General features: G+C 61.4%; 23 protein-coding genes. 6 read left to right on the top strand and 17 right to left on the bottom strand.

Going from position 1 to position 21,296, the window contains the following annotated elements; all coding sequences use genetic code 11:
* Nucleotides 1-79: 79 nt before the first annotated feature.
* The 9 genes from ACQY72_RS09435 to ACQY72_RS09395 all read right to left on the bottom strand — a co-directional run bounded on the left by ACQY72_RS09435 (nucleotide 80) and on the right by ACQY72_RS09395 (nucleotide 7,966).
* The gene (locus ACQY72_RS09435; protein WP_428153206.1) at nucleotides 80-784 is read right to left on the bottom strand and encodes a hypothetical protein; all 705 of its coding nucleotides are present in this window, start codon (nucleotides 782-784) and stop codon (nucleotides 80-82) included.
* A gap of 6 nt (nucleotides 785-790) precedes the next feature.
* Complete coding sequence (locus tag ACQY72_RS09430) at nucleotides 791-2,287, bottom strand: glycosyltransferase family 2 protein (RefSeq protein WP_428153205.1); 1,497 nt, start codon at nucleotides 2,285-2,287, stop codon at nucleotides 791-793.
* The gene (locus ACQY72_RS09425; RefSeq protein WP_428153204.1) at nucleotides 2,277-2,915 is read right to left on the bottom strand and encodes an HAD family hydrolase; all 639 of its coding nucleotides are present in this window, start codon (nucleotides 2,913-2,915) and stop codon (nucleotides 2,277-2,279) included. The genes ACQY72_RS09430 and ACQY72_RS09425 overlap by 11 nt, the downstream gene beginning before the upstream one ends.
* Nucleotides 2,912-3,574 carry a hypothetical protein gene (locus ACQY72_RS09420; RefSeq protein ID WP_428153203.1) on the bottom strand — a complete coding sequence of 221 codons (663 nt, stop codon included), beginning with the start codon at nucleotides 3,572-3,574 and terminating at the stop codon, nucleotides 2,912-2,914. Before ACQY72_RS09420 ends, ACQY72_RS09425 begins: the two co-directional genes overlap by 4 nt.
* Nucleotides 3,575-3,598: 24 nt before the next feature.
* A complete protein-coding gene (locus ACQY72_RS09415; RefSeq protein ID WP_428153202.1) occupies nucleotides 3,599-4,255 on the bottom strand; it encodes a hypothetical protein in 657 nt (218 codons plus the stop codon).
* A gap of 129 nt (nucleotides 4,256-4,384) precedes the next feature.
* Nucleotides 4,385-5,224, bottom strand: coding sequence for a hypothetical protein (locus ACQY72_RS09410; protein ID WP_428153200.1), 840 nt, complete (start codon nucleotides 5,222-5,224; stop codon nucleotides 4,385-4,387).
* Between the two features lie 72 nt (nucleotides 5,225-5,296).
* Nucleotides 5,297-5,977, bottom strand: a complete 681-nt coding sequence (locus ACQY72_RS09405) for an ABC transporter ATP-binding protein (RefSeq protein WP_428153199.1) — start codon at nucleotides 5,975-5,977, stop codon at nucleotides 5,297-5,299.
* Nucleotides 5,977-7,143 carry a chain-length determining protein gene (locus ACQY72_RS09400; RefSeq protein ID WP_428153198.1) on the bottom strand — a complete coding sequence of 389 codons (1,167 nt, stop codon included), beginning with the start codon at nucleotides 7,141-7,143 and terminating at the stop codon, nucleotides 5,977-5,979. The genes ACQY72_RS09405 and ACQY72_RS09400 overlap by 1 nt, the downstream gene beginning before the upstream one ends.
* 37 nt (nucleotides 7,144-7,180) lie before the next feature.
* Nucleotides 7,181-7,966, bottom strand: a complete 786-nt coding sequence (locus ACQY72_RS09395; protein WP_428153197.1) for an ABC transporter permease — start codon at nucleotides 7,964-7,966, stop codon at nucleotides 7,181-7,183.
* Between the two features lie 133 nt (nucleotides 7,967-8,099).
* Here ACQY72_RS09395 and ACQY72_RS09390 point away from each other — a divergent pair, with 133 nt between their 5' ends.
* The 5 genes from ACQY72_RS09390 to dapD all read left to right on the top strand — a co-directional run bounded on the left by ACQY72_RS09390 (nucleotide 8,100) and on the right by dapD (nucleotide 12,231).
* Nucleotides 8,100-8,783 carry a class I SAM-dependent methyltransferase gene (locus tag ACQY72_RS09390; RefSeq protein ID WP_428153195.1) on the top strand — a complete coding sequence of 228 codons (684 nt, stop codon included), beginning with the start codon at nucleotides 8,100-8,102 and terminating at the stop codon, nucleotides 8,781-8,783.
* A gap of 161 nt (nucleotides 8,784-8,944) precedes the next feature.
* Entirely contained in the window at nucleotides 8,945-9,655 is a 711-nt protein-coding gene (locus ACQY72_RS09385; protein WP_428153194.1) for a class I SAM-dependent methyltransferase, read from the top strand.
* 109 nt (nucleotides 9,656-9,764) lie between these two features.
* Entirely contained in the window at nucleotides 9,765-10,694 is a 930-nt protein-coding gene (gene argB, locus ACQY72_RS09380) for an acetylglutamate kinase (protein ID WP_428153193.1), read from the top strand.
* Nucleotides 10,691-11,365: a pyrimidine 5'-nucleotidase gene (locus tag ACQY72_RS09375; RefSeq protein ID WP_428153191.1), complete on the top strand. Its 675-nt coding sequence runs from the start codon at nucleotides 10,691-10,693 to the stop codon at nucleotides 11,363-11,365. The genes argB and ACQY72_RS09375 overlap by 4 nt, the downstream gene beginning before the upstream one ends.
* Nucleotides 11,362-12,231, top strand: coding sequence for a 2,3,4,5-tetrahydropyridine-2,6-dicarboxylate N-succinyltransferase (dapD, locus tag ACQY72_RS09370; RefSeq protein ID WP_312595560.1), 870 nt, complete (start codon nucleotides 11,362-11,364; stop codon nucleotides 12,229-12,231). Before ACQY72_RS09375 ends, dapD begins: the two co-directional genes overlap by 4 nt.
* Here the strand turns inward: dapD and ACQY72_RS09365 are convergent, their stop codons facing one another.
* The 8 genes from ACQY72_RS09365 to ACQY72_RS09330 form a co-directional block, all read right to left on the bottom strand.
* Nucleotides 12,232-13,569: a sensor histidine kinase gene (locus tag ACQY72_RS09365; protein ID WP_428153190.1), complete on the bottom strand. Its 1,338-nt coding sequence runs from the start codon at nucleotides 13,567-13,569 to the stop codon at nucleotides 12,232-12,234.
* Nucleotides 13,570-13,722: 153 nt separating this feature from the next.
* On the bottom strand, nucleotides 13,723-14,223 hold the full coding sequence (locus ACQY72_RS09360; protein ID WP_428153189.1) for a ferritin-like domain-containing protein: 501 nt from the start codon (nucleotides 14,221-14,223) through the stop codon (nucleotides 13,723-13,725).
* 101 nt (nucleotides 14,224-14,324) lie between these two features.
* Nucleotides 14,325-15,314, bottom strand: a complete 990-nt coding sequence (gene galE / locus ACQY72_RS09355; protein WP_428153187.1) for a UDP-glucose 4-epimerase GalE — start codon at nucleotides 15,312-15,314, stop codon at nucleotides 14,325-14,327.
* A gap of 96 nt (nucleotides 15,315-15,410) precedes the next feature.
* Nucleotides 15,411-17,348: a threonine--tRNA ligase gene (gene thrS / locus ACQY72_RS09350; RefSeq protein WP_428153185.1), complete on the bottom strand. Its 1,938-nt coding sequence runs from the start codon at nucleotides 17,346-17,348 to the stop codon at nucleotides 15,411-15,413.
* The gene (gene yidD / locus ACQY72_RS09345; RefSeq protein ID WP_428153184.1) at nucleotides 17,345-17,617 is read right to left on the bottom strand and encodes a membrane protein insertion efficiency factor YidD; all 273 of its coding nucleotides are present in this window, start codon (nucleotides 17,615-17,617) and stop codon (nucleotides 17,345-17,347) included. The genes thrS and yidD overlap by 4 nt, the downstream gene beginning before the upstream one ends.
* Before the next feature lie 95 nt (nucleotides 17,618-17,712).
* Entirely contained in the window at nucleotides 17,713-18,168 is a 456-nt protein-coding gene (locus ACQY72_RS09340) for an iron-sulfur cluster assembly scaffold protein (protein WP_428153182.1), read from the bottom strand.
* Nucleotides 18,169-18,252: 84 nt separating this feature from the next.
* A complete protein-coding gene (locus ACQY72_RS09335) occupies nucleotides 18,253-18,912 on the bottom strand; it encodes an HAD-IA family hydrolase (protein ID WP_428153181.1) in 660 nt (219 codons plus the stop codon).
* Nucleotides 18,913-18,954: 42 nt separating this feature from the next.
* Nucleotides 18,955-19,803 carry a tetratricopeptide repeat protein gene (locus ACQY72_RS09330; RefSeq protein WP_428153179.1) on the bottom strand — a complete coding sequence of 283 codons (849 nt, stop codon included), beginning with the start codon at nucleotides 19,801-19,803 and terminating at the stop codon, nucleotides 18,955-18,957.
* Between the two features lie 85 nt (nucleotides 19,804-19,888).
* On the opposite strand from ACQY72_RS09330, the gene ACQY72_RS09325 reads away from it, so the two are divergent.
* A complete protein-coding gene (locus ACQY72_RS09325) occupies nucleotides 19,889-21,271 on the top strand; it encodes a leucyl aminopeptidase family protein (protein WP_428153178.1) in 1,383 nt (460 codons plus the stop codon).
* Nucleotides 21,272-21,296: the final 25 nt, after the last annotated feature.

Below are 21,296 nucleotides of genomic sequence, written 5' to 3'. Positions count from 1 at the left end.
CCCTGTTGTGACTGGTTGCGCGTCAACGCCTAGAGTTTGAAAGATCTTCGATATCAAACGATGGAATCATTGTTCACCATTACGAGGAACGAGCGTCCGAAATTTTTATATCGACAACATTATCTACCGGCGAAAGAAGCACATCTAGGCCCTGCGCTGCCACGCCGTTCAAGAGTGGGCAGACATAGAAAAGGCCATTGTGCGTGAACCGCTCGGCGTTTTCTAAACAGTAAGCTAATGCCTTCAGATAGATGGTGGCCGAGCGGAAGAAATATACGCCCGCCGACGCCTTGTTTGAAATGACCCTTTTTTCGGCCGCCTCCAAAAAGCGTCCGTCTCGGTCCGTTCGTAGATAGCTGTATGTGGCTGAGTCAGAATTGAATGTCAGAGCGGCAGCGCCAACGCCGTTTGCTTTTAAGCTTCCTGGATCGAAACACGTATCGAACATTATGTCCGCCAAATCGACGCAGATCACTTCATCCGGATCATCGACCATCGTCACTCCGGTAAGGGCTGACAACGCCGCACCACGCGCTGATCGCCCGAGGAAGATGACAGTTGCCTCCGGGTACCAGAGCGCCAGATCTTGCCTGTGAAATTCGCGCGTAGCGGCGTTGTCGTGCATGACAATGGTGAGCTTCGCTGAGTCAGTGCCGTCATTTGACCACCACGACCTGCTTTCCAGAGCTCGCCGCAAAAGCGGTTGCCCATCGACGGCGATCTTGCCCTTTATGCCTTCTGGCGTCACGAAGTCGGGGCCGGCGAGCGGAACGATGATCTTCACTATAAGTCAGTTCCTGGCAAGGTATGTGGCAAGGTCTTCCGGCGTGCCGAGTCCGTGCATCCCTTCTACCGGCACCTCAAACACACCGATGCGAAGTCCGCTTTCAATCATGTAGTTATAGACAGGGCACGTGTAGAACTCGTTATTCACGCGGTCATTATTAACGATCATGTCGATCGCGGATCGAACGAAATCTGATCCCCTCCTGAAATAGTAAATTCCGATCGTGGCAAGATCTGAAATCGGCGACTTTTCCGCTACTTCTACAACTAACCCATCGAGCCCGAGCTTGGCGAAGGACCATTTCGGATTCAGTGTAGTGTCTCTGAAAACTAAGATGGACCCATCCAAATTGCGGTTCACTGCGTCGCGAACGAAATCATCGACCGAAAAATCAACATACTGATCGGAGTTGGCGACGATGAGAGGGCTTGCGTTGTCGAAAGCTTTGCGAGCCAAAAGTACAGTGCAGGCTGTGCCTTCTGTAAGGGCGTCGACCAAATGAACTTCTGCGCCGCTTTGGCGTAAGGCCTCGATTTCGGCTGCGTTTTCTTGGACGTGATCGGCTCGGGCCAGCACATGGATTTTGGCGCCGGCAGGTTGCACGTTGCCGATAACATGCTGGATCATCGGCTTGTTTAGGACGTCTATAAAAGGCTTGGGCTTAGTGAAGCCTGCGGCCTTGAAACGACTGCCTTCGCCGGCTGCCGGTATGACGACATTCACTATCGGCGCTGGACTATCAGTATGAGAAATTGCGCCCATGATGTTATCGTCCTCAAATGCCCTTATCTTTTCTGGAGAATAGAAGCTGTGGTATTTTCGATGATCAACTCGTTCAAACAAGACTTTCCCACCTGACAGTATGACTTCGTTCAATGCAGGAGAAACATAGAACTGACCATCGACACTGGCATTGCTTTTTATGGATGACATTGCGGCGTCAGTCAGAATTTCTCCTGACTTAAAGTAATAGACTCCGGCTATGGCGTCCTTGCTGATGACGCGCTTCTCGGCAGCTTCCAGCACGGTATTGTCCGGGCCGGCTCTGACGTATGACCAGCGCGGATGGACGGATTCAAAGCAGATGACGCCAGCGTCCGCCTCAGCACGCGCCATTCGGCCCACAAACTCCGAAAAATCAAGATCAATGATCTGGTCTGCGTTCGAGACGATCACCGGTGCTTTAGGGGCAATCTGCCCGATTGCCATCAGGATCGAACAGAGGGCGCCCCTTGTCGGGGCGGACAGTTCCACTATTTCGCACCTGTTGCTGGTCAGCAGACGTAGCGTTTGATCCAGCGAGAAGCGCACCACATCATCTCGTTGGACGATAAATATGAAGCGCGAGTTCGGATGGACCGTGAGAAGGTTCTCAATGACCCGCTCAATCATCAGTCTCCCACCCACTTCAAGTAGCGGTTTTGGGAAGAAAAACTGGGCGGGATCAAAGAAAGCCGAACTTCCAGCTATCGGAACAATAATCTGAGTTTCAGCCTGCATTGATCTGATCCTCGTTTATCCGGTCGATCGAGGATCTGATGTTCTGATAAGTGACATCATTCGTTGTGCCGATGACCAGCACATGCGCGCCTGAGGCTCTCGCCGCGGCAATGCCGTGGTCGTTGTCTTCAAGTATAAGGACTTCAGTGGGTGATAAACCCATTTGGCTGATTGCGTTATTGTACATTTCTGGATCCGGCTTTGACCGAGCAACGTCTTCATTCGAGATGGTCAGATCCAGGAAATCGCTCAAGCCGGAGAGCCTCATCATCAGATCTATCGTTTGACGGATTGAGTTTGAGCAGACACCGAGCCGCAGCCCGTCTTTCTTCAACTCGGCCAAGGCATACCTGTGATGGAAAACAGGCTTACAGGAGGCGTAAGTTATCTGAACCGTTTCTTCTTGCTTTATTTCATTGATAAACGAGTGCAGAGCGACCGGAAGATTGCGGGTTCTGGACAGCATTTCGAGTTTTCGACGAGTAGGCAAGCCATCGAATGTTGCGAGATGCGCGTCTCTATCTATCGCTAGTCCAAACAAAGCAAGTGCGCGATTGAGCGCCTCATAATGCCAATCTTTCGCCTCGATCAGTACACCATCCATATCGAAAAGGACTGCCTTTATCATTGTTGGTGCCCAACCGGAGTATTGAAGTAATTGTCGGCTTTGTCAGGGAAGTCGGTGCACACCATGCAGCGCTGACCGCTATCTCCTGCCGTCTCGATAAATTCGCGCCATACTCGCCAAGCCTCCTCGTGTGGCATCTTGTGCAATTCGGGCGAGACAAGCGCTACATCTTTCGCCATCGTTCGTGCGTAATCTAGATCAGCGATCGGAACACTGGACGCGACGAAGGCGTCCAGCCACAAGCCCTGGCCCTGTGCATCGAGCAGAGATCCCCGCTCATACTCGCTTCTGCGCATAAACACGTTTGCTTCGCCTCGGAGATAATGAAGCGTATCGGGCACAGACATGTCAAAAACGAAATAGTTCGAAATGCCGTGGCATTGAAGTGCCTCCAATAGGCTCTCTGCCATCCCGTCAGCCTTTACATTGAGGGCTAGGGGGCCTGACTGCGGAGTTTTGGCATACTCTTCTAGTAGATCATTGAGGGACAATACAGGGTAGCGCGGCATGTCATGGCTGATTACCAGATGTCCATCGCAGTCTCGAATATCCGTCTCGACGCCGAAACCGGCACGAAACGCACGCGAAAGTGCAGCCAGCGAGTTTTGATCTTCTCGCGATGTCCACCATCCGCGGTGAGCGAGGATATCGACCTTCATCTCATCTTTCCTCGTTCTCTAGCCTCAGGCGTTCCGTGCAGGATCAAGTTCCCACACCTCAAATGGGGACACCTGAACTGAGGTGTCCGAGTTCTCTATCATTTGGTCCAGCACATGCTCTGGGATGACGGAATTTTGGATCAGTGCCCCTAAGTCGGCCAATGTTCCAAAGTCCCATGCTTTTCGCATGATCTCAACACGCGCGACCGCGAACTGATCGTTCACAAATGTGTCCCCGTCCAGTTTCTTGTGTAGGGTACAGTATTCCGTGTCGGTTATCCAATCGAAGAAGTGACGACCCATACGTATATCGAGATCAGGACGAGTATGTATGATATAGTCAGCCATGCCGCTGACGGAGATCGCTTCTATGGCTATCTTAGATAAATAGTATTGGTAGAATGTATTTCTAGACGAACGTCCGCCCTTGAGGAATTCCATGCCTCCGCAATAGTCAAGAATGACGTCATCGGCAGGCGGATGAGTGAAGAGGCAATGGTCGACGACAGGTGAGTTGGTGATTAATGACAGCACGGCCCGGTCAGGCACGCTCCACATTGCAAAAAAGACCGTCGCATTGTGTCCCTGAGCCCGAACTTCGGATGCCAACGCGGCGGCGCGTGACAAAGCCGCTTGGGCGTTTGGTCGCACGGGGCCCCGTACTAGAATCGCGAAATTCATTACTATGGATTACTCCGTTCTGCATCTTCAGGGGCACGCCCTGTTTGAATTTCTCTATGTGAGGGGCGAGTATATTCTTTGCTTCCCAGGTTGATGTAGCCCGCCTCAGTTCTCTGGTCGCCGAGCCACTTAGACAGAAGCAGCCTCTCCGATCATTTCGATATCGACGCCTTGCAGCGTCAAGAATCCCGCCAAAGAACTTTCTGGAAGGATCAGACGCAGTTCACAAAGCCCCGCCTCTTGGAAAGAGTGGGTGATCTGTGCAGTGAAATGACCCGGTTTCCCCGGAGACGTCTCGAATGAGGCGAAGTGAGCAAGAGGCCCCCACTCGAAACGAAGCTGGTGTCGACATGCGGATGCATCGACTGAAAACCTGACTGTCGCCCGCCAGATCCCTTTTGGTAAGGCGACATATGGACCGTGAACGAGACATCTAGCACGACCCGTCAGGTCGATGCGGATATCGGTTGACGTGTCGGCATATTCATGGCGCGGGTCGATAGAAAAATCGGCAGGTGACCAGGAATAAACAATGCCGGTCCTGAGGGGGCCTTCGCTGTAAAGGGCAAGGGCATGATCGACTGGAGTATCCGTCGATCCAAACTTCTTGTCGAGATGCAGGTCGAGGAAAGACGTCACTGCCACAGAGCGACCGGCATGGAGTGACGAATGGGTAATATAGCGCAACTTGTCATCTCTCGGCAGGGCCGAGAGTAGAAGCGATACATCGGCTCTTTGTTTGCCTGTCCAGTGGCCGAGAGCTTCTGCTTGCGTGAGGATTATAGTTTTTTCGTCATAGCTGGTGGTCGATACGTCATCAAGATTATCAGAAATGTCGATGGTGAAGGCATGTGTTTGATGGATCGACACATCCTCGGACGTCGATACAGCGATGCCGCGAGCGCGTCCTTGCGATATGATTGCCCGGCGCCACTCTTCAGCGTCCGGAGACGACGGAATGATGACCAATGCACTGGCCAACCGGGTGTGGGGGGCATCGGTCAGAGGCGGAGTAGGGGAGAGCATTGTATTGCGACCGTGTCAGCTGGCGCGTAGCCACATGTAGACATCAACGGCTTCGTCAATGTCGTCGAAAATCTTGGCCTGCCCGCCTTCTACGACAAGCGCCCGGCTGCAGTGCATTCTGATGAGCCCCATGTCGTGCGAGGCCATGATAAATGCGCGGTCTGCACGGTGTTGGAAAAGTTCCGTGTTGCAGCGCTCCTGGAAGCGAGCATCACCCACCGAGACCAGCTCATCGATCAGATAGCAGTCGAACTCAATCGCCAGTGACATGCCAAAGGCGAGGCGCGCACGCATCCCTGACGAATAGTGCTTAACGGGCATCTCGAGCTTTTTGCCCAATTCCGCGAACCCGTCCACGCGAGTAAGAATCTCGTGGTAATCGCGACCATAAAGCCGAGAGATAAAACGTATATTATCTAGGCCTGACAGGCTTCCCTGAAAACCACCGCCAAAACCAATTGGCCACGATGGCTTTATCGACCACTCTACCTTGCCCGACGTGGGAGGCAGGACGCCTCCGAGTATCTTGATAAGCGTCGATTTACCTTGGCCATTGCGTCCAAGCAGGGCGAGACGACCAGATTTGGGAACTTCGAAATTAAGGTCGGAGAATACCGGGCGACCAACGCCCGGCTTTCCGTATGTCTTCGTAAGGGACGTAACACGGAGGCCCCTATCGCTATGCAAGCTGGACATCAGTCCTGCCTGTGTTCGCGCACTCCGGCCCAGACCAACCAGCCAACGCCATAAATCAACAAGCAGGTCAGCAGAACCGAAAGGATGGAACGCAGCCTGCGCGGCTCGGACGCGACATCCGGAAGGTTCGGGGAGGCGATCCGTTCGAGATAAAGCTGTTGGCGCTGGGCCTCTTGCTGGGCAGACATCAGGTTCGACGTAGCGGCGGCGACTTCCTTTGCAGCCAGTTCGTTGTTGAGCACTAGTGTCTCATACTGGCCGAGTTGGGGTGCGAGCGAGGATGCGCCGCCAGCGATCTTGGCGCGTTCTTCGGCGATCTGGCGCTGTAGAGCCTCGATCCTGCCGTTGAGAGAAGACAGCAGCGGGCTTTGAGGCGCTTCGGCTCGAAGCTGATCGCGCTGCGCCTCGATCTCAGCGAGGCTTGACATCAGTCCCACCATCACCTGAGACATCGCCATGGCCTCGCGCGCTGGATCTAGGAAGCGCTGCTGGTTCCGGAAGGCGGCCAGGGCCGCCTGCGCTTCCCCTGCCAAACGGACCGCAGCGTCCTTGCGAGCAGTGGCGTCAGCGGCTGCATTGGCTGTCGCGCGGCGGTTCAACTGGTTCACCAGCATTTCGCCCTCGTCGAGCAGGGCGTTGGCCACCTTCTGGGCGTCGCCGGGACGGAACGCCTCGACACGGAGAGTGCTGATGCCGGTCTGAGAGGCGTATCCGACCGTTATGAAGCGGCTGAACGCTTTGTACATGCTTTCGAAACTGCGATCTTCGAGCAGATTTGGATAACGCGCCAAGAAATCAGCGTGTCGGGGCCCCAACACCTCACCCATGTTCACACGACGGTTCAGTTCAACAAGGCCGTCACGCGAAGTGATATACTCGTGAATCGCGAAGGCGTCCGAAGCTTGGCTGGTAAAGCCGGCACCTTGGAGGGCGATACCGAGTGCGGACATCTGAGGCTGCGAGGGAGAACGCACAATGAACCGTGCCTCCGATACATATCGAGGGGCCGCGATCAGCAGGAAATAAACAGCGGCGATCAGCGTCGGAATGACGACAACCGCCAGGAATCCCCAAGGCATTTTCTTGACGACGGAACGGAAATCCCGCTTGCGCGGCTTTGGAGCCGATGAGAGTGGGCCGACGTAGGAAAGACGATTTTCGTTCATTGGCATTTCGCGTTTTGGGCGTACGTCGGATCGATGCTTAATCGACTTCGATGCGCTTGCTGGCAACTGTTATCAACACTACGCCGCTCAGGTTCATGATGAGAACCCAGAGAAGCGCATAGGCTGGATTGTAGTGGGTTTCGACGAACTCGCCGAACACGGCTGCCCGTATCATTTCTACGGCGTGGGGAAAGGGAATCCAGAGATAAATCTCCTGAGCCGATGGAGGCAGGAAAGATGTCATCACAAATGCGCCCGATATGGGGATAAGCGCATAGCTCAAGAAGCCCACGAGGCGCTCAAAGAGATCGGACATCATGGCTAGCCCCCCAAACGTCAAGGCAAGGCCCGAGCCGAGTCCGAGCATGAGAAGCCAGCCGCAATAAAGCAAGAGGTAGTCAGATGGGAGGCTAACCTGGCGCAAAGCTAGGAGAAGCGCATAGACGATAATAAAAGCGCAGGTCGCCCCGGCGAATTCGAGCAGAACTCTGGTTGCGTAGATGTGTAGCGGCTTTATGCGCGCATGGTACAAGAGTCCCGAATTTGCCTGAAGCGCCGTTATCGTCGCACCAATCAAGTGACGCAGAAGCAGCAATGACATGTAGCCCGTCATCACGAATGGACCCAACTTGATTCCGTGCTCATAAGGCGGCTTGATGAAGTGCCACATGGTCAGCACGCCGACGCAGAAAATCAGGGGTTCGCCGATCAGCCACAGAAAGCCAAGACCTTCCCGGCCGTAACGCGTCATGATTTCTCGCATCATTAGCGCGCCAATGATGCGTCCTTGTCGAGGCAGGCCGGTAGGAAGCGAACGAGTCATAGGTCCTTCTCTGCGCATGGCTGATCAGATGCAAGTTGGAGCGCCGCTTGGACTTATAATGAAAGCGTCTTTCCACGCTCCTTCATTTAAGGGTAGTTTCGGCGCTGAATTTAGTTCTGGAGATACAACGTCTATGAAGCCCCAGAAGTCGGCCAAATTGGCGCGCAAACTCAATATCGGCTGCGGCTACGACAAGCGGGAAGGCTATGTCAACGTTGACGTTGATCCAGCCTGCGAGCCGGACATCCTTGTATCGCTCGCAGACGATAGTGGCATCCCGCGCCAGCACTTTGACGAAGTGCTGGCGCACGATGTTTTAGAACACATTCCGCGGTCGGCGACGTTGTCTGCGCTGCTGACTTGGGCAGACTACCTCAAGCCCGGCGGAAAGCTGGTCATTCAGACCAGCAATGTCGAAGGCGTCATCGACATGATGCGAGCAAATCCGAAGTTTGATCATCAGTTTGGTATGACGATCTGCATGTTCGGCAATCAGGCCCATCCCGGCGATTTCCACTACACGGGCTTCACCCCTCTGACCCTGCGTGTGTACCTTCTGTCAGCTGGCTTCGTCGTTGAAAGCATGGAAACGATTGACGGCTGGCTGCTGGCGGCCGTTTGCTCCAAGCAGGACGACTGGACTTGTGATGTCGCGGCCGATGACGTGGTTGCTGCAGGGTTCCAGCGCGCCTTTGGGCGCGATCCGGATCCACATAATTGGGCGGCGCTAGAGGGTGTGCCGCCGAAAGAGGCGCTGCACGCCATCTGGTCGTCGCCAGAGCGGCTCTTCGTCACCGCGCGCCGTCACGGTCTTTAAATTCGAAAGTTTCGATCAAGGCGCTATGAAAGACGCGTTCGAGCAAAGAACAGCTCGGCAGCGGGTCTTCAGTTCGATCATATTAGCACGAATATGCGATCTACGATTGACGCCTAGGCTATTAGGCTGAACATGAAGTCTAGTGATAAAAGGACGTGAAAATGAGCGGGTCGAAACAGTATATTGAGATGCAGCGCGCTTGGTATGAACAGGCTGCAGGGCGCTCAAGCTATGATGCTGAAGCAAAGCTCGATGCTGTCGTCGGTAGCTATGACGCGCACAATGATTGGCCGGATTATGATCGATTCCTGATGCAAGGTGTCGATGACAGCTACAAAAATAAGGTAGCGCTCGACTTTGCCTGCGGACCTGGCCGCAATATCGTGAAATATGCTGATCGATTTTCTAGGATCGATGGCGCCGACATCGCTCAAGCTAACCTCGACAATGCCAAGACCAATCTTGGTCATCATGGAATTGAAACGCCGAACTTATTTTTGACGGACGGCCGGAGCTGCGGCGACGCTGCCAATGATACTTACGATATGGTATTTTCTACAATTGCGCTGCAACACATCTGTGTCCACGAGGTGCGATATGCGATTTTCGAAGACATGTACCGTATCCTAAAGCCCGGCGGTCGTATCTCGATACAGATGGGATTTGGTTGGTCGGATGGTAAGGCTAGCTACTATGACAATCACTACGAGGCGACTACTACCAACAGTGGTCACGATACCATGGTGGAAAACACCGATTTTCTTGAGGACGATCTGAACAAGATCGGGTTTGTGAATTTCCAATGTTGGATTCGCCCGCCTGTCCCAGGGGATTCTCACCCCTATGCGATATTCTTTATGGCGGTGAAGTAGGCGCGCTATCTTCACTCGCCTTGCAGATTGCGCCAGATGAAACCCGATCTGGTCAAGTGGGCCCTTCCCGCGTGACACCGCCCCCATCCCCCGCTATCTCGCGCCGGTGATGAACGAAATAGAACGCCAGTCCGAGGAACGCAGTTGGGAGACGGCGAAGACGCTCGCCGAGGCCTTGCCGTATATTCAGGTCTATGACCGCGAGACCGTGGTCATCAAATACGGCGGCCACGCCATGGGCGAGAGCGCCGTGGCGCGCCAGTTCGCGGCCGATGTCGTGTTGCTGAAGCTGATGGGGGTGAACCCGGTCGTGGTGCACGGCGGTGGGCCGCAGATCAGCGCCATGCTGGAAAAGGCGGGGGTGAAATCCAGCTTCGTCGACGGCCTGCGGGTCACGGATCCGGCGACGATGGAGGTCGCCGAGATGGTGCTGTCGGGCGCGGTGAATAAAGAGATCGCCCACTGGATCACCATGGCCGGCAAGGAAGCGGACGTGCGCGGCGTCGGTCTGTCGGGCAAGGACGCGGGTCTGCTGACCGTCGAAAAGACGCGCCGGACCAAGCGCGATCCCGACAGCATGATCGAGCACGAGGTCGACCTGGGCTATGTCGGTGAACCGACCAAGGTCGATCCCAAGCTGATCAAGGGCCTGATCGCTTCGGAGACCGAGGACTGGGTTCCGGTCATCGCGCCGATCGGGGTGGCCGAGGACGGCCAGACCTACAACGTCAACGCCGATACGGTGGCGGGCGCCATCGCCGGATCGTTGAACGCCAAGCGGATGCTGCTGCTGACCGACGTGCCGGGGGTCAAGCGCGCCGACGGCGACATCATTCGTCAGATGACGCTGGAGGAGGCGCAGGCCCTGATCGACAGCGGCGTCGCCCACGGCGGCATGATCCCCAAGCTGGAGACGGCCATGGCGGCAGTGCGCGCGGGTGTCGAGGCGGTGGTCATTCTGGACGGTCGCCGGCCGCATGCCATGCTGGTCGAACTGTTCACCGAATTCGGCGCCGGCACCCTGGTGAAGGCGTCTTGAGCGATCCCCATTCTGCATCCCTTGGTCATGTGCGGGCCTGGGTGTTCGACATGGACGACACTCTGTATCCGCGCGAGCAGGGGCTGATGCGGCTGGTGCAGGCACGGATCAACGCCTTCGTGGTCGAGGCCGTGGGGCTGGATCCTGAGGCGGCGGCGGCGATGCAGCGCCAGTTCCTGGAAGAGCATGGCACCACCCTGGCCGGGCTGATGGCCAACTATGCGGTGGATACCGAGCGGTTCCTGCGCGAGGTCCACGACGTGCCGCTGGACGGGGTCGAACCCAATCCGCGTCTGGCCGATCGGCTGAAAAGCCTGCCGGGACGGTCCTACGTCTTCACCAATGGGGCGCGCGACTATGCGCACCGGGTGCTGGAGCGGATCGGAATCGCCGACTGTTTCGCCGACGTCTTCGCCATCGAGGACGGCGACCTGACGCCCAAGCCCAACCCCGCCACCTTCCGCCGGATGCTGGAACGGTTCGACATCGATCCGCACAAGGCGGCCTTTTTCGAGGATACGCCAAAGAATCTGGAGCCGGCCAAGGCGCTGGGCATGGCCACGGTCCTGATCGGTGACGGCCACGGCAAGCCGATCGGGCCGCACATCGACCATGTGGCCCCCGACCTTCTCGACTTCCTTTCCGACCTGACCTTCAAGGACGCCGCATGACCGATCTGTCGCATCTCGAATCCGTCGTCGAGGCCGCCTGGGAACAGCGCGCCGAGGTGTCCGCCGCCACCCACGGCGAGGTCCGCGACGCCGTCGAGACGGCGCTGGCCCTGCTGGATTCCGGCCAGGCGCGCGTCGCCTCGCGCGGCGAGGACGGCGTGTGGACCACGCATCAGTGGCTGAAGAAGGCGGTGCTGCTGTCCTTCCGCCTGAACGACAACCAGATCATGCGCGCCGGTCCTGCGTCCGTCATGCCGCTGTCGGCGGATCATCCTGCGGCCGTCGGACCCTTCTGGGACAAGGTGCCCAACAAGTTCGGCGACTGGACGGCGGCGGATTATCAATCGGCGGGCTTCCGCTCGGTCCCCGGCGCCATCGTTCGTCACGGCGCCCACATCGCCAGGAACGTCGTGCTGATGCCGTCGTTCGTGAACATCGGCGCCTATGTGGACGAGGGTTCGATGGTGGACGCCTGGGCCACGGTCGGCTCCTGCGCTCAAATCGGCAAGAACGTCCACCTGTCGGGCGGCGCGGGCATCGGCGGCGTGCTGGAGCCGCTGCAGGCCAATCCGACCATCATCGAGGACGGCTGTTTCATCGGCGCCCGCGCCGAGGTCGCCGAGGGCGTGATCGTGCGCGAGGGCGCGGTCTTGGCCATGGGCGTCTATCTGTCGGGCTCCACCAAGATCGTGGACCGGGCGACGGGCGAGGTCTTCAGGGGCGAGGTGCCGGCCTATTCGGTGGTGGTGCCGGGTGCGCTGCCTGATCCCAACGGCGGGCCGTCGCTGTATTGCGCCGTCATCGTCAAGCGGGTGGACGCACAGACGCGGGCCAAGACCGGCGTCAACGAACTGCTGCGCGACTGATCAGGCGGCGATGCGGGCGTCCTGCATCAAGGGCGTTTCGAACGTCGCGTGAAGGGTGAAGGTCGATCCCTGGCCGGGGATCGACGCCACGGTGATCTCGCCATCCATCAGGAGGGCCAGACGCTGGCAGATGCTGAGGCCCAGGCCGGTGCCGCCGAACTTGCGCGTGGACGAGCCGTCCACTTGGGAGAAGGGCTGGAACAGGCGCGACAGATCGTCGGCGGCGATGCCGATGCCGGAGTCCGAGACACTGAGGCGCAGGGCGATGCGACCTTCGGTGCGCGGTTCGCTTTCGACGACCAGACGAACCTCGCCTTGCGGCGTGAACTTGATCGCATTGGCCAGAAGGTTGTGCGTGACCTGGGCCAGTCGCAGCGGGTCCATCTTAAGCACGGGCGGAAGGTCGCCTCGAATCTCTGTCGCGAAGGTCAGGCCCCGCGCCTCAGCCTGGGCCCTGAACGGTCCCGTCAGCCGGGCCATCAGCGTGTCGGTCTCGATATCGGCGATGTCGAGTTCCATCTTGCCGGACTCGATCTTGGTGATGTCGAGGATGTCGTTCAGCAGCACCATCAGACCTTCGCCCGAGTTGCGGATCACGCCGACGAACTCCTTCTGGCGGTCGCTGAGTTCGGACATCTGAAGCAGTTGCGCCGCACCCAGCACCCCGTTCATCGGCGTGCGCAGTTCGTGCGAGATGACGCCCAGGAAGTTGGATTTGGCGGCGCTGGCGGCGTCGGCGCGGTCGCGCGCCGTCTCCAGCTCTGCGATCAGTTCGGCCTGGCGCCGGTTCACGGCTTCCAGGTCGCCGTCCTTCATCTGGGTGATGGCGACCTTGATCACCAGGGCCAGGGCCAGGACGGGGACCATGCTGAGCACGACCCAGAAACCCGGCGTGCCCCAAAGGCTGGCGAACAGGATCGCCACCACGATGGAATAGGGCGCGGAAACGATCAGGGCCTCGCGCGGGGCGGCGCGCATCTGGGTGAAGACCAGAACATAGCCCGCGATAAGCAGGGCGACGCCCAGGAGCACCCCATAGGTTCCGCCATGGAGGAAGGCCAAGAGCGGGGCCCCGGCCCAGGCGAAACAGGAGACCGTGGCGGCGACCAGCTTGATCCGTCCATGAATCGAGGCGTTCGACATTACCAGTCCGCGCTCGACGAAGGTGCGCAACAACCCACCCGATGTCGCCACCCCGAACCAGATGGCGGCGGTCGCGAGGTCGGTGACGGTGAACAAGGCCAGGGCCCAGCTGGCGATGATCCAGTACCGCATATGCCCGGCTTCGATCAGATGCTGGAGGAAGGTTCGCTCTCGGGCGGTCTTTGGGTGTGTCATCGTCAGGGTCTCTGGGGCCGATGACGCCACTGTCGTTCACTGTCGCCTAAGATACGGTGAACGCTGACTTTTGTAGGCTGTATTGTCCGCTTTCGTACGCAAGGCCTGAGGACGGATAGTGCGGAGGCGGCCGCGAAGCCGCCTCCGGTCGTATCAGGCGGCGGTCTTCATGGCGGCGGCGTTGACGGCGGCGTCGGCGATGCCGGTCAGGTCTTCGTCGGTCTGGGCTTCCTCCTGCAGGGTCTCGTCCAGCAGGGCGGCGGCGTCCTTCATGCCCAGCACCAGGGCCCAGCGCTTCAGCGTGCCGTAGCGGGTGATCTCATAGTGTTCGACCGCCTGGGCGGCGGCCAGCAGGCCGGCGTCGAGGGCGGGCGTATCCTTGTATTCGTCCATGATCTCCTCGCCCTCGGCCAGGATGCCCTCGATGGCGTCGCAGGTCTTGCCGCGCGCGGGTTTGCCGATCAGTTCGAAGACCTGTTGCAGGCGTTCGATCTGGCCTTCGGTCTGGCCCTTGTGCTTTTCGAAGGCGGCCTTCAGCTCGGGCGATTGCGCCGCGCGGGCCATCTTGGGCAGGGACTTCAGGATCTTGCGCTCAGCGTAATAGATGTCCTTGAGCGTGTCGTGGAACAGGGTGTCGAGCGTCTTCTCGGCCATGGTCGTGTCTCTCTTGTGATGGAGCGCGAGGCGCGCCCCATCACAAGCGATCCGTTCGTTTTACGTTCCTGTGCGCGGTTCCGCGCGTCGGGCGTCGAGGCTCAGGCCTCGTGCGCCTCCCGCTCGGCGGCATGCCAGCGCCAGGCCGTGCGCACGATGTCGTCCAGGGTCCGCGTCGGTCGCCAGCCCAAAATCTCTCGCGCACGGCTGTTGTCTGCCACCAGACAGGGGGCGTCGCCGGGACGGCGGGGCGTAGTCTCGACGGGGAAGGGCCGGTTGGTCGTGCGGCGGATGGTGTCGATCAACTCCCTGACCGTCGTGCCCGTGCCGGTGCCCAAGTTGAAGACCGTCGTCTCGCCGCCGTCGAGCAGATATTTCAACGCCCGCACATGGGCGTCGGCGAGGTCCATGACATGGACATAGTCGCGCACCGCCGTGCCGTCGCGGGTGTCGTAGTCGTCTCCGAACAGCTTGAAGCCCTGACGCTGGCCCAGCGCCGTCTGGAGCGCCAGCGGAAGGGCGTGGGTTTCGGGGTGGTGGCGCTCGCCGATCCGGCCGTCCTCGTCGGCGCCGGCGGCGTTGAAATAGCGCAGGCAGACCGAGCGGAAGCCGGCATAGGTCGAATAGTCGGCCAGGGCCTGTTCGACCATCAGCTTTGACCGGCCATAGGGGTTCAGCGGCGCCTGGGGATGGGCCTCGTCCATCGGCAGATAGACGGGATCGCCATAGGTGGCGCAGGTCGAGGAAAAGACCATCGCCCCGATCCCGCCCCGCCGGGCCGCCTCGATCAGGGTCAGGGCGCCGACGACATTGTTGTCGTAAAAGCGGCCCGGTTCCTTGACCGATTCTCCGACCTCTATCAGGGCGGCGAAATGCAGGACCGCGACGGGCCCGTGTCTGGCGATCACCGCATCCAGGCGGGCTGCGTCGCGGATGTCGCCGATCTCAAGGTCGCCCCACTGGACGAAGGCCGCATGGCCGTTCGACAGATTGTCGTAGACCACCGGCGTGAAACCGGCCTGGGACAGGGCGAGGCAGGCGTGCGAACCCACATAGCCGGCGCCGCCCGTGACCAGGATGGTGCTGGGCATGCCTGCTCTCCCCTTAGACCCTTGCCGGGACAGACACGGGAGCGTGCTGAAGCCTGACGCCCTATCCTAGGCGACAATCGCCGCGAAGGCGCGGCCTCAATCGGCTGTCTGGTCTCGCTTCAGGTCCGGCGGGGTCGCCTCGTCGGTGAGGATGCGGATGGCCTCCTCGACCGTGACCACCGTCTGGGCCTGGGAGCCCAGGCGGCGGATGGCGACCAGGCCCTGTTCGGCTTCCTGGCGGCCGACCACGGCGATGACCGGCACCTTGCCGACCGAGTGTTCGCGGACCTTGTAGCCGACCTTCTCGTTGCGCAGGTCGATCTCGGTGCGCAGGCCGGCCGCCTTGAAGCGGGCCATAACGTCGCGGGCGTAGTCGTCGGCGTCCGAGGTGATGGTGGCCACCACGGCCTGGGTCGGCGCCAGCCACAGGGGGAAGGCCCCTGCGTAGTTCTCGATCATGATGCCGATGAACCGCTCGAACGATCCCAGGATCGCCCGGTGCAGCATGACCGGCCGGTGCTTCTGGCCGTCCTCGGCGATGTAGGTCGCGTCCAGACGTTCCGGCAGGACATAGTCCAGCTGGATCGTGCCGCAGGTCCATTCGCGGCCGATGGCGTCCTTGACGATGAAGTCCAGCTTGGGCGCATAGAAGGCGCCGTCGCCTTCGGTGACGACCGGCTCGGTCCCGGCGGCACGGGCGGCCTCGGCCATCAGAGTTTCGGCCTTGTCCCAGAATTCGTCGGTGCCGGCGCGGTTCTCGGGCCGGGTGCCCAGGCTGATATAGGCCGTTTCCATGCCCAGGTCGGCGTGGACGCTGCGGGCCAGTTTGATGAACTCGGCCGTCTCCTCGACGATCTGGTCCTCGCGGCAGAAGATGTGGGCGTCGTCCTGGGTGAAGCCGCGCACGCGCATCAGGCCATGCAGGGATCCCGACGGCTCATAGCGGTGGCAGGCGCCGAACTCGGCCATGCGCAGCGGCAGTTCGCGATAGGATCTCTGGCCCTGGTCGAAGATCTGGACGTGGCCCGGGCAGTTCATCGGCTTGAGGCTCAGCTCCTCGCCCTCGACCGTCTCGCAGACGAACATATTGGGGCGGTACTTGTCCCAGTGGCCGCTCTGTTCCCAGAATTTGCGGTCCAGCACCTGGGGCGTCTTGACCTCGACATAGCCGGCGGCGTCCAGGCGGCGGCGCATATAGGCCTCCAGTACGCGCCACAGGACCCAGCCCTTGGGGTGCCAGAAGACCATGCCCCGGCCCTCTTCCTGCATGTGGAAGAGCTCCATGGCCTTGCCGACCTTGCGGTGGTCGCGCTTCTCGGCCTCTTCCAGACGCAGCAGGTGAGCGTCCAGATCCTCCTTGGTCGCCCAGGCGGTGCCGTAGATGCGCTGCAACTGCTCGCGCTTGCTGTCGCCCCGCCAATAGGCGCCGGCCAGCTTGGTCAGTTTGAACGCCTTGCCGACGTGGCGGGTCGACGGGAAGTGCGGGCCCCGGCACAGGTCGATCCAATCGCCCTGCTTATAGAGGGTGATGGTCTCAGTCCCCGGCAGGTCGCGGATCAGCTCGGCCTTGAACTTCTCGCCGCGCGCCTCGAAGAATTGGATCGCCGCGTCGCGTTCCCAGACCTCGCGCTCGAACCTGGCGTCGCGATCCACGATCCGGCCCATCTCCTTTTCGATGGCGGCGAAGTCGTCGGTCGAGAAGGGCTCTTCGCGGTAGAAGTCGTAGTAGAAGCCGTCTTCGATGGCCGGGCCGATCGTGACCTGGGTGCCGGGGAAAAGGGTCTGGACGGCCTCGGCCAGGACGTGGGCCGTGTCGTGGCGGATCGTATAGAGGGCGGCCGGATCGTCGCGCATGATCAGGCGGAAGTCGCCGCCAGTCTCCAGCACCCGGCCCATGTCGCGCTGCTCGCCGTTCAACTCGGCCAGCACGGCCTTTTTGGCCAGCGACGGCGAGATCGAGGTCGCGACGTCGCGCGCCGTGGAACCGGCCGGGTATTGGCGCACCGCGCCGTCGGGGAATTTCAAGTCGATCATGGCTTCGTCTTTGGCTTTTCTCTTGCGCGATCCGCCAAGGCGGCCTCGCGTGACGGCACTGGGTCGTATCCCGACCCGCCGAAGGGATGGCATTTACAGAGCCTGCGCACGGTGAGCCATCCCCCCCGCACCGGTCCGTGCTGGATAAGGGCGTCGCGCCCATAGTCCGAACAGGTCGGCAGAAACCGGCATTGCTGGCCGATCAAGGGGGACAGCGTCAGCTTGTAGCCCCGATGGGCCGCGCGCACGCCGCGTTCATAGAGAGACATGATGTCCCTTCGCCGGGGGTTGTTGGGGCCGGGGGCTGGATGGGTTCGTCGCGCTTATCCCCTGTCAGAGCAGGGGGATCAACCGGTCGTGCCCGTCAGGCCGCGCCGGCGAGGCGAGTTCGGGCGGTCAGGGCGGCGTTGAGCGCTTCCAGCGTGGCTTCGATGGAGACCAAGGTCGAGGCATGGCGGGCCGGGTAATCCGCCACCTGCCGCAACAGTCGCAGATCCTCGAACCGGCCGGTTGGGCCGTCGCCGCCGGATTTCAGCATGGCGACCATGGCCTCTCGGGCCTCCTGGAGTTCATCGACCGACGCACCGACTACAAACTGACCCAAAACCCCGGCCGCCGCCTGACCCAGGGCGCAGGCCTTAACGTCCTGAGCAAACTCGGCGACGCAGCCTTGGTCGTCCACCGTCACATCCACCGTCGCCCGCGACCCGCACAGCTTCGCCACCCGCTCGCCGGTGCCTTGCGGCGCCGGCAAACGTCCCGCATGCGGCAGGTTGGCCGCCAGCGTCAGGATGCGCGCGCTGTAGAGGTCGTCGATCATTGGACGAAGATAGGCTGCGTAAGGGCTTGGGGGAAGTCGCAGGAAACCTCACCCTCGCCCGAGGCGGGGAGGGAAAATGATGTGTCAGACCTTAAACGCCAGCGTCCCGTCGGTTCCGACCTCAAGCTCCACGTCCGCATAGTCCGCCAGGGTGGGATGATTGGTCTGAAGCGGATGGGTCCAGGCGGCGGTGACGACCACGACATCGGCGCCGGCCGCCTCGCCGGCTTTGATCCCGGCCTCGGCATCCTCGAACACCAGGCAGTCGGCGATGGCGAAGCCCAGGGTGGCGGCGGCCTTCAAGTAGCCGGCCGGGTCGGGCTTGCCGCGTTCGACGTCGTCGGCGGTGATCATGACGGCGGGCGGGGTCACGCCGGCCGCCTTCAGCCGGGCGCGGGCCAGGGAAACTGACGCGGAGGTGACGACGGCCCAGCGGTCGGGCGGCAGGCGTTTGACGAAGTCGATGGCGCCGGGGATGGGGGCGACGCCCTCCACGTCCTCGATCTCGCCCCGTTCGACCCAGGCGACCTCGGCGGCCAGGTCGATGTCGGGCAGGTTCTGGTTGCGGATGGTGTCGATGGCCCGCACCCCGTGCATGACCGACAGCAGGGCCGCGACGTCCAGGCCGTGACGTCCGGCCCAGCGGGTCCAGACCCGCTCGGCGGCGAGGGTCGAGGTGATCAGGGTGCCGTCCATGTCGAACAGGAAGGCCTGGTAGGCGCGGGGCGTGGGGAGGGAGGTCATGGCCTCATCCACCACGCGCGCGGCCCGACCGCAACGGGCGGATCAGCCGCCTTGCAGCGAATTCCAGGTGCGGGCCGTGTCGGTCGTCGGCGTGTTCGCCGGTGCGCCGCCGCTGGACGGCGCGGCGCCGGCCGTGCTGCGCGCACGCAGCCAGCGCAGGTTCTGCTCAGCCTGTTCGGGCGGCAGTTCGCGGCGCAGGATCTGTTCGGCCTCGCCCATCTTGCCCTGCAGGCCCAGCACCATGGCCAGGTTCTGGCGCACCTTGGCCGAGGCGGTCGGCTGGGCCACGGCGCGGCGCAGCAGGGTCTCGGCGCCCGGCGCATCGCCGTGGGTCAGGGCGGCGGTGGCGGCGTTGGTCAGGACATCGGGGTTGTCGGGCGACAGGGCCAGGGCCTGGTTCCAGGCGGCACGGGCGTCGTCGGTGCGGCGGACCTGCTCATAGGCCACGCCCAGCAGCGAATAGGCGCGCCAGTCGCGCGGGGCCTGATTGCGGGCCTGTTCCAGGGGCGCGACGCCATAGAAGGCCTGGCCCCGCGCGATATGGGCGCGGCCCAGCTCCAGCAGGGCGTCGAGATTGTTCGGCTGGACGGTCAGGGTCGCTTGGGCGGCCTCGGCGGCCTGGTCGTAGCGGCCCAGTTCGCGCAAGGCCTGGGCCAGTTTTACGCCGGCTGTCGCATCGGTCGGATCGGCCTGCTGCTCCGACGCCCAGAAGACCGAGCGCGACAGGGCGTCCATCCGGTCATAGGTGGCGCGCACCGCAGCCGAAGACGACGCGCGCGTCTGGGCCTGAGTTTGGGCCGTCGTGGCCGGCGTCGGATCGGCGGCCAGAGCCGGCCCTCCCGACAGGGCGATCAGGGCGACGGTTGCGAGAAGGGCGGGCATGCGCGACATGGGTCAGGTCCAGGCGGTCCTTGGGTCTTGCCCCTAGAATCGCCTGTTCGCGTCAACTGATGGTTAACTTCGTCCCGAGGACCCAATGTCCGTCTCGCATCCCCTGCTGGTTTCCGCCCAAGACGGCGACGGCGCGATCCCGATCCGCTTCGTTCAGCCGGGCGATGCGCTGGACGGCGTGGCCCGCCGCTGGGGCGATCTGCATGGATTCGAGGGCAAGGCGGGCCAGCTGCTGGTCGTGCCGAGCGCGGACGGCGAGGTCGCCCAGGTCGTGGTCGGATCGGGGGCGACTTTCGATCCGATGAGCGTGCGGGACCTTGCGGCCCGGCTGCCGGGCGGCCTGTATCTTCTGGAGCTGGCGGCCGAGGACGCGGAACTGGCGACCCTGGCCTTTCTACTGGGGGTCTATGTGTTCGACCGCTACAAGGCCCGGCCTGATCGGGCGCCGGTCAGGCTGGTCGCGCCGGACGGGTTGGATGTCGCCGAGGTCTCGCGCATCGCCGCCGCCTGCGCCCTGGCGCGCGAGATGGTCGACACCCCCGCCGCCGACATGGGGCCGCTGCAGATCGAGACCATCGCCCGAGAGATCGCCGAGAGCGCTGGGGCGACCATCACGGTGGTCGAGGGCGACGCCCTGCTGGAAGAGAACTATCCGGCCGTTCACGCCGTGGGCCGCGCCGCCGCGCCGCATCGGGCGCCGCGCCTGATCGAGATCGGCTGGAAGCTGGACCGGACCGATCTGCCGCTCGTGGCTCTGGTCGGCAAGGGAGTGGTGTTCGACACCGGCGGACTGGACCTGAAACCCGCCGCCGGCATGCGCAACATGAAGAAGGACATGGGCGGTTCGGCCCACGCCCTGGCTTTGGGACGGCTGGTGATGCAGGCGGACCTGCCCGTGCGGCTGGTGGTCATCGTGGCGGCGGTGGAGAATGCGGTGTCCGCCGACGCCTTCCGCCCCGGCGACATCCTGAACAGCCGCAAGGGCCTGACCATCGAGATCGGCAATACGGACGCCGAAGGGCGGCTGATCCTGGCCGACGCCCTGACGCGGGCGGGCGAGCACGAACCCGACCTGACGCTGGACTTCGCAACCCTGACCGGGGCGGCGCGGGTCGCGCTGGGGCCGGACCTGCCGCCGCTCTATACCGACAACGAGCCTTTGGCCGCCGGCCTGCTGGCTGCGGCGGGGCAGGTGCGCGATCCCCTGTGGCGGATGCCCTTGTGGCAGGGCTATCGCGCCGCGCTGGACACCGAGATCGCGGACCTGAAGAACGATCCGTCCGCCTGGGCCCAGGCGGGTTCGGTCACCGCCGCCCTGTTCCTTCAGAAGTTCGCCCCAACGACCGGCGCCTGGGCGCATATGGACATCTTCGCCTGGAACCCCCGCGCCCGCCCCGGCTTCCCCGAAGGCGGCGAGGCGCAGGCGCTGAGGGCCTGCTTCCAATATCTGAGAACGCAGTTTTGTTGATTTTCTTTCGCAAAGGCGTCGGCCG

Origin of the sequence: Brevundimonas sp. (assembly GCF_965279155.1) — a bacterium.
Taxonomy (GTDB): Bacteria; Pseudomonadota; Alphaproteobacteria; order Caulobacterales; family Caulobacteraceae; genus Brevundimonas.
This window is presented reverse-complemented; position numbering and strand designations above follow the sequence as displayed.